Source organism: Clostridiales bacterium (genome assembly GCA_025757645.1).
GTDB lineage: Bacteria > Bacillota > Clostridia > Oscillospirales > Oscillospiraceae > CAG-103.
The window spans coordinates 1,360,260-1,374,516 of sequence record CP107216.1; the positions used below are offsets into that span (position 1 = coordinate 1,360,260).

Genomic DNA, 14,257 nt, shown 5'->3' on the forward strand with positions numbered 1-14,257 from the left:
TGAGCACGAGCCGGCCGTTTCTTCGGAAACGGCCGGCTTTTTGCGCGGCAGCTGGATGCATGGATCCGACAAATTTCCTTCGAATTTTTCAACTTTTTTCGGTGAATGCGTGCCTTGACGCGCGCCGGATACGGGTGTTATCATCAAGCCATCAAACGCGAAGACACAGAGTAGTAAGCAGGAACGTCCTTTCAGAGAAGTGCCGGGTGGTGCGAGGCACAAAGCGTACAGACCTGCCGAACTGGCTGAACAGCGGCTGCGCTGAACGATGAGTAGGTGCAGACGGGTGCGCCCGTTATTGTGCAGGGATATGATGGTATCCCGTGTGAGTGCGTCCCCTGATTTGGGGGCGAAGAAGAGTGGTACCGCGGAGGGTTTTCGGCCTTTCGTCTCTTCTGCCAGAGGGCAGGAAAGGCGGAGGGTTTTCTTTTTTCCTGCCAAACCATCAGATCATTTTGCAGGAGGAACGAATCATGAAAACCCAAACCAGAACCAGAACCATACCCAAGACCCCGTTTTTTGCCGCCTTCTCGGTCGGCGCGGTGCTGTTTTCCGCGCACGCCGGCGGCGGCTTTGCGACCGGCAACCAGGCCAATACGTATTACGTCGGCCTCGGCTGGGCCGGCATCGTGTCGGCCATCGTGGCCATGCTGCTGCTCACGCTCACGATGCGTGAGGCCATGATCATGTACAATTCCCGCGGCCTGACGAGCTATAAGCAGCTGTTCGAGACGCTCTACCACCCCTTTGACAAGATCGAGTGGCTGTTTGAGATCTTCTTTTACATCATGGTGCTCATGGCCGTCGCGGCGGCCATCTCGGGCGCGGCGTCCGCGCTGCGGAGCTATTTCGGCGTGAACTATTATCTCGGCGTTGTGGCCGTCGGCTGCCTCGTCTTGCTCCTGACCATTTTCGGCGCCGGCATCGTCCGCGCGGCGTCCACCTATATGGGCATCGCCATCCTCGTCACCGCCATCACCATCTACGCCATCGGCATTTTCAAGAGCGAGTCGCCGCTGTTCACGGTGCTCTCCGCGGATTTCCGGACGACCGGCTTTGCCAATGTCCCCAAAGCGATCTTTAATGCCTTCACCTATGCCGGCTTCCAGTGCGTCACGCTCCCGACCATGATCGCCTGCGGCACGACCATGCGCAGCAAGCAGGGCTGTGCCAAGGCCATGTGGATCTCCTTTGTCATGAATGCGGTCGCGCTCGTGCTCTCCGTGTTCATGCTCATCTGCTGGCGCGGCGTCTACACCGCCGTGGACGGCGGCACGACCATCCCCACGCTCACCGTCTGCAATTCGATGGGCATCCGCGCGCTCACCGCAGTTTACGGCGTCTGCCTCATGCTCTGCCTTATCTCCACGGGCGTGACGACGATCTTCGGCTTCGTCGCCCGCTTTGAGAAGCTGCCGATGTTCCGCGGCATCCAGTCCGCGCCGGTGCGCAGCGCCATCGTGTCCGCGTTCATCATCATTTTGTCCATGTCCATCTCCATGGCCGGCCTCACGAACATCATCAAGTACGGCTATGGCTACTGCGGCTATCTCGGCATCGCGGTCGTGGTCGTTCCGTTCCTGACCGTCGGCGTGTACAAAAACCGCAAGTACATCCGCGAGCACGGCCTTGCGCAGGGCTTTGCCGCCGCGCAGCCCGAGGCCGAAGTGGCCGAGGAAGCGGCATCCGCCGCTATTCCCGCTGAGGCAAAATAACAAAGAGACACCTCACAGCAGCACTTGCCGCTGCGAGGTGTTTTTGCAAATACGTGAGATACATGCCTTATGGAGCCTTTATCGACCGCTGCACTGGCGTGTTGACAGGTTTTCGCACGCCTGCTATCATGGCAGTGCCGCGCAGAAATTCTGCTTGCGGAGATCACAGAAGTCATGGAGAAAACGACAGATGAAAATTTATGAATTGGTGCACATGCACGGGGCGGAAACGCTGGCGGATGGCCGCTTCCACTACGGGGATTGCGCGATGCTCGGCTGCTTTTCGTCGGCGGAGCGGGTGGCAGCAGCAATCGAAAAGTATCGCAGCATTCCCGGCTTTTGTGATTATCCCAACGGATTTGTCGTTTTTGCGCACGAAGTGGAAGAGCATGCGGTGCTCGTTTATCTGGCCAATGTCTACATTCACGATGCGGAATATGAATTTGAATATAGCCGGAACCTCGGTGTATTTAAAAATGAAGGTGACGCTCGACTTGCCGTCGAGGTTTTCCGGCAGGATAATTCCACGTGGTGGGAAGTAGATGGTTTGATTGTGGAGTGGAGTGTTGACCAATACACGCTGGATGAAATGAACTGCATAGACGGTTTCGAATATTGAGACAGTGAGTGACTCCGGCATTCCCGTACGGCCCGAGGTAGGCGCGGCCGCGGTGAAATAAGGCGAAATAACATATTACAAGAATCGCCCCGCAGCAGAGCTTCTGCTGCGGGGCGTATTTTTTTATGACCTTATTTATGCTGCCGGTTCCCATTCGACCGTATCGAGCACGGCCAGCAGCTGGTCGCCCTTGCCCGCGAACCAGCCGGCGTTCGGATCGGCCCAGGCGACGATGCCGCTGTTTTTGCCCTGAAAGCTGAGAAACGTCCAGTTTTTGTTGCCGTCATAATACCCGGCGGAGACGCTGTCTCCGGCGAGCGTCAGGGTCTCTTCCTTCAGCCCTGTGCCGCACACGCCGAAGCTGTCCGACCAATAGAGCTGCACGCAGCTGTCCGAGCCGCTGTCCGGCCAGATCTTCACGCCGAAGCAGGCTTCCGAGTCGTCGAGCGTCCCTTCGGGGCAGACTTCATACTTCCAGCCGTCCGGCACCTGCACGCGCAGCGTTCCGGCAGTTCCGGATGCGGTCACGGTTTCAGCGGGCGTCGGTGTTGACGGAGATACGGTCGTGGCCTGTTTGCCGCAGCCGGCGGGGAGGAGGAACAGCAGGGCCAGGATCAGTGCTGGGAGCAGTCTTGCTTTTTTCATAAATAACCACCTTCCTTTACTGGAAAAGACGGTGCTCATGGCAAAAGGTTTCGCATATTTTCTGCACATTGGAGATCCCGCGCGGTTTCCGGTCGGGCGCAAACCCACGCTCATCATCTGTTCGCCTGCGCGGCAGTTTCCTACCGGCGCGATCATGCCCATGACGCGCCGCATGGAGCTGGTCGCGTTCGCCAAACGCACCGGGGCGTATCTCCTGGAGGACAATTTTGAGAGCGAGTTCAACTATGAAGCTCCACCGACGTCCTCGCTCTTCGAGCTTGCACCGGAGCGTGTGCTCTCCGTCGGGACGTTCAGCAAGGTGCTCTTTCCGTCCGTGCGGCTGGGCTACATCGTGGCGCCGCGGCAGCTGGTCGCCTCGTTGTGCACGCAAAAGCGCCTGTCTGACCACCACACCAATTCGCTCGATCAGCTTGCACTGGCGGCGTTTTTGCGCGATGGGGAGCTCGAGCGGCACACCCGCCGCATGAAAAAGGAATACAGAGCCCGCCGTGATGATCTGACGGACTGCCTGCGTGCGCAGTTCGGGCCTGTGGTACACATCAGCGGCGGTGCTGCGGGCATGAATCTGGTCGCGGCCTTTGACGGGGTCGACTGCATGGATGTGCTCGTCCGGCGGATGCTGCAGCAGGGCGCTTACACCGTGCCGGTCGAGCAGCAGGCCGCTGTGAAGGGCCAGCACAAAAACAAGCTCATTCTGCGCTATTCCGGCCTGACGCGCGACGAGCTTGCGCTCGGCGCAGCGCAGCTGAAAGCGCGGCGATCGCGCCCGATCGGCCGGTGGATGCATGGCAAAAAAGAAGCCCCCACGGCGGCCATACAACAATAGCCGCCGTGGGGGCTTTGGTGCGCCTGAAGGGACTCGAACCCACACGCTGAAAGCACGAGAACCTAAATCTCGCATGTCTACCAATTCCATCACAGGCGCAAACAGAAAGCGGCGGTATTGGCCGCCGCTCATAAGCCTCTATTTTGACACGGGGAGGTTCCCGAGGCGGAGCAAAACGCTGTATCCGCGCACCGTTACAAACGGCACAATTATCTTACCACAGCCGTGTCGGCTTGACAAGTGGGCAAACGCAAATGCCGCGCAAAACTTTCTTGTCCACACAAATTGACAACCGTCCGGAAACCTGATATCATGCTCTGTCGAAAGCTTGATCTGGAGGGGTGCAGAATGCAGAAATATACGGCGTCCGTCATCACGGCTGGGTGTCTCTGGGGCTTGATGGGTCTGTTCACGCGCACACTGGCGACCTATGGCGTGGATTCCACGGGCGCGATCGTGCTGCGCTGCGGCATTGCGGCGCTGCTGTTCGCCGTCACGCTGTTCGTGCGCGACCCAAAGCAGTTTCGCATTCGGCTCAAAGACATCTGGTGTTTTATCGGCGCCGGCATCTGCAGCCTGCTGTTTTTCACGTATTGCTATTTTCAGGCCATCACGATCATGGATCTGTCCACGGCGGCCGTGCTGCTGTACACCGCGCCGTCGATCGTCATGATCCTCTCGCTGATCCTGTTTCACGAGCGTATCACGGTGCAGAAGCTCATCGCGCTCGTGCTGGCGTTTGCCGGCTGCTGTCTGGTGTCGCTCGTCGGCGGGGAGCACAAGCTCTCCACGGTCGGCATTCTCTACGGCCTCGGCGCGGGCTTCGGCTATGCGCTCTACAGCATCTTCGCCCGCTACGCGCTCGACCGCGGCTATTCGAGCAACACCATCAACTTTTATTCCTGCCTGCTGACCACCATCGGCGCGGCCATCATCTGGGGCGCGGCGCAGCCGCTCGGCGTCATGATCGGTTCGTGGAAGGGCTTCGGCCTGTGCACGGCGCTCGGCATCGTCACGTGCTATCTGCCGTATCTGCTCTATACCTATGGTCTCACAGGGCTCGAGACGGGTAAGGCGTCCATCCTGGCGTCGTTTGAGCCGGTCGTGGCGACGCTGGTCGGCATCTTCGTGTTCCACGAAAAACTCACACCGCTCAGCGCCCTCGGCTGCGTGTGCGTGCTCTCGGCCGTCGTGCTGCTCAATCTCAAACGCCGGCAGAAAGCAAACGAAATCCCATAAAGAAACCGTCCGTTCCCGATCGGGAGCGGACGGTTTTTGCGTATGCAGCTTATTTGTTGTTGTAGGCTTCGATGCCCTTGGCAAGCAGCTCCATGGAGCGCTTGAGGGCGTCCTGATTGATGACGTAGGCCATGCGGATCTCATTGACGCCGGTGTGTGGGGTCTTGTAGAAGCTCTCGGCCGGGGTGAACATGAGCGTGTCGCCGTTGTCGTCAAACTCCTCGAGCATGAACAGTTGGAACTTCTCCGCGTCGTCCACGGGAAGCTTGGCCATGACGTAGAACGCGCCCTTCGGCTCGGAGTAAATGACGCCGGGGATCTTCTTGAGCCCATCGACGAGCGTGTCACGGCGGGCCTTGTATTCCTTGCGCACGGCGTCGAAGTACTCGGGGCCGACGGTGTAGAGTGCGGCGGACGCGACCTGGTCGATCGTCGAGGCGCACAGGCGGCCCTGGCACCACTTCATGGCGTTGTTGTAGAGCTCTGCGTTGCGCGTGATCACACAGCCGATGCGCGCGCCGCAGGCGCTGAAGCGCTTGGACACGGAGTCGATGACGACGACGTTGTCCTCATATCCCTCGAGCTGCAGCAGGCTCATGAGCTTCTCGCCGCCGTAAACAAACTCGCGGTACACCTCGTCGCCGATGATGAACAGGTTATGCTCCTTGGCGATGTCGGCCATGAGACGGAGCTCTTCCTCGGTGAGGATCGTGCCGGTCGGGTTGCCGGGGTTTGTGAAGAGGATGGCGCGGGTGTGCTCGTTGATGCAGGACTCGACGCGCTCGCGGATGGCGAACTTGTAGTTCTCCTCCGGCGTTGTGGTGATTGGGCGGATGGTCGCGCCGGTCAGCGTGACGAACGTGCTGTAGTTCGGGTAGAACGGCTCGGGGATGATGATCTCGTCGCCTTCGTCGAGAATGCAGCTGAGCGCGATCTGCAGCGCCTCACTGCCGCCGGTGGTGATGAGCACCTGCTTGTTAGTGATGGGCGCATCGATCTTGCCGTAGTAGTTGACGACCGCGTCGATCATCTCGGGCACGCCGTCGGACGGGGCGTAGGCCAGGACCGGCTGGCTGAAGTTTTTCACAGCCTCAAAGTAGGCCGCGGGGGTGGCAATATCGGGCTGGCCGATGTTCAGGTGGTAGAGTTTCTTGCCCTTTTTGGCAGCCTCGTTTGCATAGGGCGCGAACTTGCGCATAGGCGAGAGGCCGCATTTTTCGATCTTACTGGAAAATTTCATGTTGCTCCTCCGTTTTTTCTTTGTATTTTTGGTTTCTTTTTTGCTCTCAAACACATTCATGATAACGCATTTTTTCCGAAACTACAACTGATTTTTTGGAAAAAACCGGTCACAAATTTAACAATCACGCCGCATGGGGAAGGGAAAAACAAGAGGCCGCCGCAGCTTTGCGCTGCGGCGGCCGGTGCGTATCTGGTTTCGATGCGGGCTCAGACCTTGAAGTCCACAGAGGTCGCACCCTGATCGTCCTGCTCGAAGGTGTAGTCCTTGCCGGGCAGGATGGCGTTGAGCAGGATGCCCACGATGGAGGAGACAGCCAGACCCGACAGGGACACGACGCCGATCTGGATGCTGCCGGAGTAGGTGATGCCGATGGCGAGCACGAGGATGAGCGCGGCGATGATGACGTTGCGGGTGTTGGTGAAGTCGACCTTGTTCTCGACGACGTTGCGCACGCCGACAGCGGAGATCATGCCGTAGAGCACGAGGGACACGCCGCCGATGGTGGCCGTCGGCATGGCGGACACGAGGGCCGCGAATTTCGGGCAGAAGGACACGACGATCGCAATGCAGGCCGCGATGCGGATCACGCGGGGATCGTAGACGCGGGACAGGGCGAGCACGCCGGTGTTCTCACCGTAGGTGGTGTTGGCCGGAGCGCCGAAGAGGGAAGCGAGGGTGGTGGCCAGGCCGTCGCCCAGCAGGGTGCGGTGGAAGCCGGGGTCGACCATGAAGTTCTTGCCGCAGGTGGAGGAGATGGCGCAGATATCGCCGATGTGCTCGACCATGGTGGCAAGGGACAGGGGCACGACCGTCAGCACGGCGGACCAGAGGACGCCGCTGTCGACCGGGCCGGCGAAGAGGTGGAACACGCTGTTTTTCCAGAAGATCGGCAGGCCGAACCACTTGGCACTGCTGACGGCAGCGGCGACGGAGGCGCGCTCCGCGGGATCAACGATGAGTGCGAAGATGTAAGAGCCGAGCACGCCGAGCAGGATCGGGATGATCTTGGCCATGCCCTTGCCCCACATGTTGAAGCCGATGACGATCAGGATCGCGACGACGGCGACGAGCCAGTTGGCACGGCAGTTGGTGATGGCGGAAGAGGACAGCGTCAGGCCGATGGCGATGATGATCGGGCCGGTGACGATCGGCGGGAAGTAGCGCATGACTTTCTTGACGCCGAAGATCTTGAACAGTGTCGACAGGATGATGTACATCAGGCCCGCGATGGCGACGCCGAAGCAGGCGTATGCCAGCAGGTCGTTGTTGTAAATGGCGGAGCCGTCGGCGTTCGTGCCGATGGTGCGCACGGCGTTGTAGCCGCCGATGAAGGCGAACGAGCTGCCGAGGAAGGCCGGGACCTTACCCTTGGTCAGCAGGTGGAACAGCAGCGTGCCGATGCCGGCAAACAGTAGGGTCGTTGCGACGTCGAGGCCGGACAGCGCCGGGACGAGGACGGTCGCGCCGAACATGGCGAACATGTGCTGGAGACCCAGAATGAACATTCTGGGCTTGCCGAGTGTACGTGCGTCGTACACCGGCTCGGTACCGATGGAGCTTTTACTCATAGATTTTTTCCTCCCGTGAAAATTTAATCTATTCTTTATCCTCTCTCGAGGATGCAGACACTGTTCTCTCCGTCCGTTTCCTGCAGGCGGACGGCCACGACCTCGCTCTTGGAGGTTGGGATGTTCTTGCCGACGTAATTGGCCTTGATCGGAAGCTCCGAATGGCCGCGGTCGATCAGGGAAAAGAGCTGGATGCGCGCCGGACGGCCGAGTTGCATCACGGCGTCGAGCGCTGCGCGCGCGGTGCGGCAGGTGTAGATCACATCGTCGACCAGCACGACGGTCTTGCCCGCAATGGGGAAGGGAATGTCCGTCCGGTTGAGTACCGGCGCGTCCGCGACCGTGGACAGATCATCGCGGTAGAGCGTGATGTCCAGCTCGCCGACCGGCAGCTGCACGCCGTCGATCTTCTCAATGTTTTTTGCAAGGCGGCGGGCCAGCGGCACACCGCGCGTGCGGATGCCGATCAGGCACAGGTCGTCCGTGCCGTCGTTTTTCTCGAGGATCTCATGCGCGATGCGCACGAGCGTACGGTCGATGGCGGCTTCGTCCATGATCTTTGCCTTGAATTTCAGCTCCACAGCGATCCCTCCTCCGGGCATAAAAAAACACCCTGTCCGGATACAGACAAGGCGGCAACGCGCAGGGAGAGCCCGCAGTGATTCCATTGACCGTGACACCTTGCCGGTATCTCGTACCGACTTAAAAATATCAGCTTGCACAGCATACCACCGTATCTCGTGCTTGTCAACAGCAAATTCACATTTTCGTCACAAAAACTTGTCCCTCCCGGTTTCGGCGGGAGGGACAGGATACATGATTTTGCGGTCAGGCTTTCTTAAAGCTGTCCTTGAGCGCGACGGCGCGGTTAAAGACCAGATGCTCCGGAGCCGAGTCCTTGTTGTCCACGGCAAAGTAGCCGAGACGCAGGAACTGGAACGCGGCCGGAGCCTCGGCGCCGGCGAGCATCCGCTCGACCTTGCAGCCGGTGAGCACGGACAGCGAGTCCGGATTCAGGCACGCCAGATAGTCCTTGCCGTCACCCTCGGGGTCGGCGTCGGCGAAGAGGTTATCATACAGGCGCACCTCGGCGTCGGCGCAGTTGTGTGCATCGACCCAGTGGATCGTGCCGCGCACCTTGCGGCCGTCGGGCGTGTTGCCGCCGCGGGTCTCGGGGTCGTATTCGCACAGGACCTCCGTCACGCTTCCGTCCGCGTCCTTGACGCAGCCGGTGCAGCGGACGATGTACGCACCCTTGATGCGCACCTCGTTGCCGGGGTAGAGGCGGTTATACTTTTTCGGCGGCTCCTCCATGAAGTCGTCGGCTTCGATCCACAGCTCGTTGGAGAACGTCACGTCGCGCGTGCCGGCGTTTTCGTCCTCGGGGTTGTTCTCGATGGCAAACGTCTCGCTCTGGCCCTCGGGATAGTTCGTGATGCGCAGCTTCACCGGGTGCAGCACGGCCATGGCGCGCTGGGCATGGAGGTTGAGATCCTCGCGCAGGCAGTGTTCCAGAAAGCTGTAGTCGACCGTGGACGCGACCTTGGACACGCCGATGCGCTCGCAGAAATTGCGGATGGACGCGGGCGTGTAGCCGCGGCGGCGCAGGCCGCACAGCGTCGGCATGCGCGGATCGTCCCAGCTGGAGACATAGCCCTCCTCGACGAGGCGGCGCAGCTTGCGCTTGGACATGACGGTGTAGTTGATGCCGAGGCGCGAAAACTCGATCTGGCGCGGCTTGCACGGCACGGACACATTGTTTACGACCCAGTCGTACAGCGGGCGGTGATCCTCATATTCCAGCGAGCACAGCGAGTGCGTGATGCCCTCGAGCGCGTCCTGGATCGGGTGCGCGAAGTCGTACATCGGGAAAATGCACCACTTTGTGCCCTGACGGTGGTGCTCGATGTAGCGGATGCGGTAGAGCACGGGGTCGCGCATATTGAAGTTGCCGGAGGCGAGGTCGATCTTCGCACGCAGGGTATACTTGCCCTCCGGGAACTCGCCGGCGCGCATGCGCGCGAACAGATCGAGGTTTTCCTCGATCGGGCGGTCGCGCCAGGGGCTGACGGCGGGGGTGTTCACATCGCCGCGGTATTCGCGGAACTGCTCCGGCGTCAGCTCGCACACATAGGCAAGCCCTTTTTTAATCAGCTCCACGGCGTATTCGTAATCCTTCTCGAAGTAGTCCGAGCCGAAGAAGAACCGGTCGCCCCAGTCAAAGCCGAGCCAGTGGATATCCTCCTGAATGGCTTCCACAAACTCGTTGTCCTCCTTGGAGGGGTTCGTGTCGTCCATGCGCAGGTTGCAGATGCCGCCGAATTTTTCGGCCGTTCCGAAATCGATGCACAATGCCTTGCAGTGGCCGATGTGCAGGTAGCCGTTCGGCTCGGGCGGGAAACGGGTGTGGACGGTCTGACCGGCGAAGCGGCCGCCGGGCGCAAGATCCTCTTCGACAAAGGCTTCGATAAAGTTTTTGGTATCTTCCATAGTGTCTTGTCAACTCCACATAAATTTGCGATGGGCAGAAAATTGTAAAGGTATTATACACGATTCGTTTTCTGTTTACAATATCGAAAAAGAAATATATAATTCAGACAGGATTGTAAGACAACGGAGGTGCGGACATATGTATGACCTGCTCATCATCGGCGGCGGCCCGGCTGGGCTGTCGGCGGCCATGACGGCGCGCAACCGGAATTTGACCGTGTGCGTGATCTGCGGCGGCGCGGCCGACAGCGCGCTGTATAAAGCCGGCCATGTCACAAATTACCCCGGTGTGCCGGATGTCTCCGGCCCCGCGCTGCTCGAGACCATGACGCAGCAGGCGCGCGATCTTGGCGCGGACATGCTGCGCGAGCGGGCGCTGTCGGCCATGCCGATGGGCAAAACGTTCGGCGTCTCGGCGGGCAAGGAATTTGTGGAGGGCAGGGCGCTTCTGCTTGCGACCGGCATTGCCCAGCGCGGCACGTTTCCCGGGGAAACGGCGTTTCTCGGCCGCGGCGTGAGCTACTGCGCTACCTGCGACGGCATGCTCTACCGCGGCAAGCGCGCGGCGGTCATCGGCCTGGCGGCGGACGCCCCGGCGGAGGCGGACTTCCTGCGTGAGATCGGCTGCGACGTGCAGTATTACGACGGAAAAAAGCACCGCTTTGAGATCCGCGGCGCCGAGCGGGCGGACACGCTCGTGATCGACGGCGCGGCACAGCCGGCGGACGTCATCTTCGTCCTGCGCGCGGGCTTTGCGGCCGATACGCTTCTGCCCGGCATCGCCACGGAAAAGGGCCACATCGTCGTGGATGAAAGCTATGCCGCGAGCATTCCCGGCGTTTTCGCGGCCGGGGACTGCACCGGCGCGCCCTATCAGATCCCGGCGGCGGTCGGCGAGGGCAACCGCGCGGCACTTTCGGTCGTGCGCTGGCTCAGAAACGCTTGACAAACGGCGCGGCAGGGCCTATAATTTTCCCATCCATTTGCGAAGAAGGGGAGGAGTAGTCTCCCGGCGGACGTCAGAGAGAAGGCGGTTGGTGCGAGCCTTTCGGATGCCGGAGATGAAGGTCGCCCCGGAGCAGCCGGCCTGAACGGAGTAGGGCGGCCGGGTTCTCCCGTTACAGAGACAAGAGTGTCACGCGCCTGCGTGGAATTCAGGTGGTACCGCGGTTTCGATCGCCCTGAAACAGTTCGTTTCGGGGCGATTTTTTTGCGCCCCGGCAATCTTAAAGGAGGAGAGCCATGAAAGAGCTTCCGAAGGTCTACGACCCCAAACAGGTCGAAAGCAAGATTTATGACATGTGGATGCGCGGCGGCTATTTTGCCGGCAAAGCCGATCCGGACAAAAAGCCGTTTTCCATCGTCATGCCGCCCCCGAACGTCACCGGCCAGCTGCACATGGGCCACGCGCTCGATGCGACGCTGCAGGACATCCTCACGCGCTATAAGCGCATGCAGGGCTATGCCGCCCTGTGGGTGCCCGGCACGGATCACGCCGGCATTGCCACGCAGATCAAGGTCGAGGAGATGCTGCGCAAGGAAGAGGGCCTGACCCGCTACGATCTCGGCCGCGAGGAATTCCTCAAGCGCGTCTGGGCGTGGAAAAAGCAGTACGGCAACCGCATCGTCGAGCAGCAGAAGTCGCTCGGCGTGTCCTGCGACTGGGACCGCAGCCGCTTCACCATGGACGATGGCTGCTCAAAGGCTGTGCGCGAGACGTTCTGCGAGCTGTATGAAAAGGGCCTGATCTACAAAGGAAACCGCATCATCAACTGGTGTCCGCACTGCCGCACGGCCCTGTCCGACGCTGAGGTCGAATATAAGGATATGCCCGGCGCGTTCTGGTATATCCGCTACCCACTCAAGGACAGTGATGATTACCTCACCATCGCCACCACCCGGCCGGAGACCATGCTTGGCGACACCGGCATCGCGGTCAACCCGGCGGACGAGCGCTACCAGCACCTCGTCGGCAAGACGGCGATCCTGCCGCTCGTGGGCCGTGAGCTGCCCATCGTGGCCGACGATTACGTCGAGCTCGATTTCGGCACCGGCTGCGTCAAGATGACGCCCTGCCACGACCCGAACGACTACGAGGTCGGCTTGCGCCATAATCTCGAGCAGATCCTCATCTTCGACGAGGACGCCCGCGTCATCAACGGCGGCAAGTACAACGGCCTCGACCGCTACGAGGCGCGCAAGGCCATTCTGGCCGATCTCGAGGAGCAGGGCTACCTCATCAAGACCGAGCCTTATAATCATAATGTCGGCACGTGCTACCGCTGCGGCACGACGGTCGAGCCGATGACGAGCCCGCAGTGGTTCGTCAAGATGAAGCCGCTGGCCGAGCCCGCCATCGAGGCCGTGCGCGACGGGCGCATCAAGTTCGTGCCCGAGCGCTTCAGCAAGACCTATTATAACTGGATGGAGAATGTGCACGACTGGTGCATCTCCCGCCAGCTCTGGTGGGGCCACCAGATCCCGGCGTGGTACTGCGACGACTGCGGCCATGTCACCGTCTCGCGCACCGACGCCTGCGAGTGCGAGGCCTGCCACAGCAAGAACATCCACCGCGACCCCGACGTGCTCGATACCTGGTTCAGCTCCGCACTCTGGCCGTTTTCCACGCTCGGCTGGCCGGATAAGGATTCCGAGGATCTGAAGTTCTGGTATCCCACGAGCGTCATGGTCACGGGCTACGATATCATCTTCTTCTGGGTCGCGCGCATGATCTTCTCCGGCCTGGAGCAGATGAAGGACATCCCGTTCCCGACGGTATTCATCCACGGTCTGGTGCGCGACGATAAGGGCCGCAAGATGTCCAAGTCACTCGGCAACGGCATTGACCCGCTCGAGATGGCCGACACCTACGGCGCCGACGCGCTGCGCTTCAACCTCATCACGGGCAACAGCCCCGGCAACGACATGCGCTTCTATGTCGAGAAGTGCGGCGCCATGCGCAACTTTGCCAACAAGCTCTGGAATGCTTCCCGCTTCGTGATGATGAACCTCACCATCGACAAAAACGAGCTGCCCGAGACGCTGGAGCTCGAGGACAAGTGGGTGCTCTCAAAGCTCAACACGCTCTCGAAGGAAGTGTGCGAGAACCTCGACAAGTACGAGATCGGCATCGCCGCGGCGAAGATCTACGACTTCATCTGGGACACGTACTGCGACTGGTATATCGAGCTCACGAAGCCCCGCCTCAACAGCGGCGACGAGGCCCGCGCCCGCAGCGCGCAGCAGGTGCTGCTGTATGTCCTGACGGACATTCTCAAGCTCCTGCACCCGTTCATGCCGTTCATCACCGAGGAGATCTGGCAGGCCCTGCCGCACGACGGCGAGGCGCTCATGATCGCCCGCTATCCGGAGTATACCGAGTCCCTTGCTTTCCCGGCCGAGGAGCGCGACTTTGAGATGGTCATGAACGCCATCCGCGCCGTGCGCAGCCGCCGCGCCGAGATGAACGTGCCGCCGAGCAGAAAGGCGCACCTGTTCATTACGACCGACCGGCAGGACGCTTTCCGCTCCGGTGAGATCTATATCACGAAGCTCGCCTACGCCGAGCAGATCACCATCAGCAGCGAGCTGCCGGCTGACGCGGAGAAGATGGTCTCCGCCGTCACGGAAGAGGCCAAGCTCTTCATGCCGATGGCCGAGCTGATCGACCTCGACAAAGAGCGCGCCCGTCTGGAAAAGGAGCTCGAAAAGGCCCGCAAGAACTACGAGGGCCAGATGCGCAAGCTCTCGAACGAGAACTTCGTCTCCCGCGCGCCGGAGGCCGTCGTGCAGACGGAGCGCGAGCGCGCCGAGAAGGCCAGGGCGCTCGTGGAAAATCTCGAGGCCAGCCTAAAAAACCTCGGCTGAGCGCCGCCGTCCGACAAATTCGGC

The 14,257-nt window shown here is 60.5% G+C and carries 11 protein-coding genes, 1 tRNA gene and 2 other annotated features; of the genes, 6 read left to right on the plus strand and 6 right to left on the minus strand.

All coding sequences use genetic code 11. From position 1 onward, the window contains the following. Window positions 1-151 precede the first annotated feature (151 nt). Window positions 152-397, plus strand: a binding site (T-box leader). A 76-nt stretch (window positions 398-473) separates the two neighbouring features. Together OGM61_06330 and OGM61_06335 are read left to right on the plus strand one after the other, a co-directional pair. Further along, on the plus strand, window positions 474-1,715 hold the full coding sequence (locus tag OGM61_06330) for a hypothetical protein (GenBank protein ID UYI83484.1): 1,242 nt from the start codon (window positions 474-476) through the stop codon (window positions 1,713-1,715). Between the two features lie 190 nt (window positions 1,716-1,905). Beyond that, window positions 1,906-2,334, plus strand: a complete 429-nt coding sequence (locus tag OGM61_06335; protein UYI83485.1) for a hypothetical protein — start codon at window positions 1,906-1,908, stop codon at window positions 2,332-2,334. A gap of 135 nt (window positions 2,335-2,469) precedes the next feature. Here the strand turns inward: OGM61_06335 and OGM61_06340 are convergent, their stop codons facing one another. Beyond that, window positions 2,470-2,979 carry a hypothetical protein gene (locus OGM61_06340; protein ID UYI83486.1) on the minus strand — a complete coding sequence of 170 codons (510 nt, stop codon included), beginning with the start codon at window positions 2,977-2,979 and terminating at the stop codon, window positions 2,470-2,472. A gap of 37 nt (window positions 2,980-3,016) precedes the next feature. Here OGM61_06340 and OGM61_06345 point away from each other — a divergent pair, with 37 nt between their 5' ends. Beyond that, window positions 3,017-3,826 (plus strand): PLP-dependent aminotransferase family protein, encoded by an 810-nt coding sequence (locus OGM61_06345; protein ID UYI83487.1) that lies wholly within the window; start codon window positions 3,017-3,019, stop codon window positions 3,824-3,826. 15 nt (window positions 3,827-3,841) lie between these two features. Here the strand turns inward: OGM61_06345 and OGM61_06350 are convergent. Further along, a tRNA-Leu gene (locus OGM61_06350) sits at window positions 3,842-3,925 on the minus strand. 249 nt (window positions 3,926-4,174) lie between these two features. Between OGM61_06350 and OGM61_06355 the strand changes: the two genes are divergently transcribed. Then, entirely contained in the window at window positions 4,175-5,065 is an 891-nt protein-coding gene (locus OGM61_06355; GenBank protein ID UYI83488.1) for a DMT family transporter, read from the plus strand. 49 nt (window positions 5,066-5,114) lie between these two features. Here OGM61_06355 and OGM61_06360 read toward each other — a convergent pair whose 3' ends face one another. The 4 genes from OGM61_06360 to OGM61_06375 all read right to left on the minus strand — a co-directional run bounded on the left by OGM61_06360 (window position 5,115) and on the right by OGM61_06375 (window position 10,366). After that, window positions 5,115-6,305 carry a pyridoxal phosphate-dependent aminotransferase gene (locus OGM61_06360; protein ID UYI83489.1) on the minus strand — a complete coding sequence of 397 codons (1,191 nt, stop codon included), beginning with the start codon at window positions 6,303-6,305 and terminating at the stop codon, window positions 5,115-5,117. A gap of 209 nt (window positions 6,306-6,514) precedes the next feature. After that, a complete protein-coding gene (locus OGM61_06365) occupies window positions 6,515-7,876 on the minus strand; it encodes a uracil-xanthine permease family protein (protein UYI83490.1) in 1,362 nt (453 codons plus the stop codon). A 35-nt stretch (window positions 7,877-7,911) separates the two neighbouring features. After that, a complete protein-coding gene (pyrR, locus tag OGM61_06370; protein ID UYI85568.1) occupies window positions 7,912-8,451 on the minus strand; it encodes a bifunctional pyr operon transcriptional regulator/uracil phosphoribosyltransferase PyrR in 540 nt (179 codons plus the stop codon). A gap of 253 nt (window positions 8,452-8,704) precedes the next feature. Continuing rightward, window positions 8,705-10,366 carry a glutamine--tRNA ligase/YqeY domain fusion protein gene (locus OGM61_06375; GenBank protein ID UYI83491.1) on the minus strand — a complete coding sequence of 554 codons (1,662 nt, stop codon included), beginning with the start codon at window positions 10,364-10,366 and terminating at the stop codon, window positions 8,705-8,707. Between the two features lie 139 nt (window positions 10,367-10,505). On the opposite strand from OGM61_06375, the gene OGM61_06380 reads away from it, so the two are divergent. Both OGM61_06380 and OGM61_06385 read left to right on the plus strand, forming a co-directional pair. After that, window positions 10,506-11,312, plus strand: coding sequence for an NAD(P)/FAD-dependent oxidoreductase (locus OGM61_06380; protein UYI83492.1), 807 nt, complete (start codon window positions 10,506-10,508; stop codon window positions 11,310-11,312). 33 nt (window positions 11,313-11,345) lie between these two features. Next, window positions 11,346-11,553 (plus strand) — a binding site (T-box leader). 55 nt (window positions 11,554-11,608) lie between these two features. Beyond that, entirely contained in the window at window positions 11,609-14,233 is a 2,625-nt protein-coding gene (locus OGM61_06385; protein ID UYI83493.1) for a valine--tRNA ligase, read from the plus strand. The last annotated feature ends 24 nt before the right edge of the window (window positions 14,234-14,257 follow it).

What these genes read in the sequence shown, in the direction of transcription:
- OGM61_06335 (UYI83485.1), top strand. Translation starts at nt 1,906, where the DNA reads ATGAAAATTTATGAATTGGTGCACATGCACGGGGCGGAAACGCTGGCG.
- OGM61_06330 (UYI83484.1), top strand. Translation starts at nt 474, where the DNA reads ATGAAAACCCAAACCAGAACCAGAACCATACCCAAGACCCCGTTTTTT.
- OGM61_06380 (UYI83492.1), top strand. Translation starts at nt 10,506, where the DNA reads ATGTATGACCTGCTCATCATCGGCGGCGGCCCGGCTGGGCTGTCGGCG.
- OGM61_06340 (UYI83486.1), bottom strand. Translation starts at nt 2,979, where the DNA reads ATGAAAAAAGCAAGACTGCTCCCAGCACTGATCCTGGCCCTGCTGTTC.
- OGM61_06365 (UYI83490.1), bottom strand. Translation starts at nt 7,876, where the DNA reads ATGAGTAAAAGCTCCATCGGTACCGAGCCGGTGTACGACGCACGTACA.
- OGM61_06375 (UYI83491.1), bottom strand. Translation starts at nt 10,366, where the DNA reads ATGGAAGATACCAAAAACTTTATCGAAGCCTTTGTCGAAGAGGATCTT.
- OGM61_06385 (UYI83493.1), top strand. Translation starts at nt 11,609, where the DNA reads ATGAAAGAGCTTCCGAAGGTCTACGACCCCAAACAGGTCGAAAGCAAG.
- OGM61_06355 (UYI83488.1), top strand. Translation starts at nt 4,175, where the DNA reads ATGCAGAAATATACGGCGTCCGTCATCACGGCTGGGTGTCTCTGGGGC.
- OGM61_06360 (UYI83489.1), bottom strand. Translation starts at nt 6,305, where the DNA reads ATGAAATTTTCCAGTAAGATCGAAAAATGCGGCCTCTCGCCTATGCGC.
- OGM61_06345 (UYI83487.1), top strand. Translation starts at nt 3,017, where the DNA reads ATGGCAAAAGGTTTCGCATATTTTCTGCACATTGGAGATCCCGCGCGG.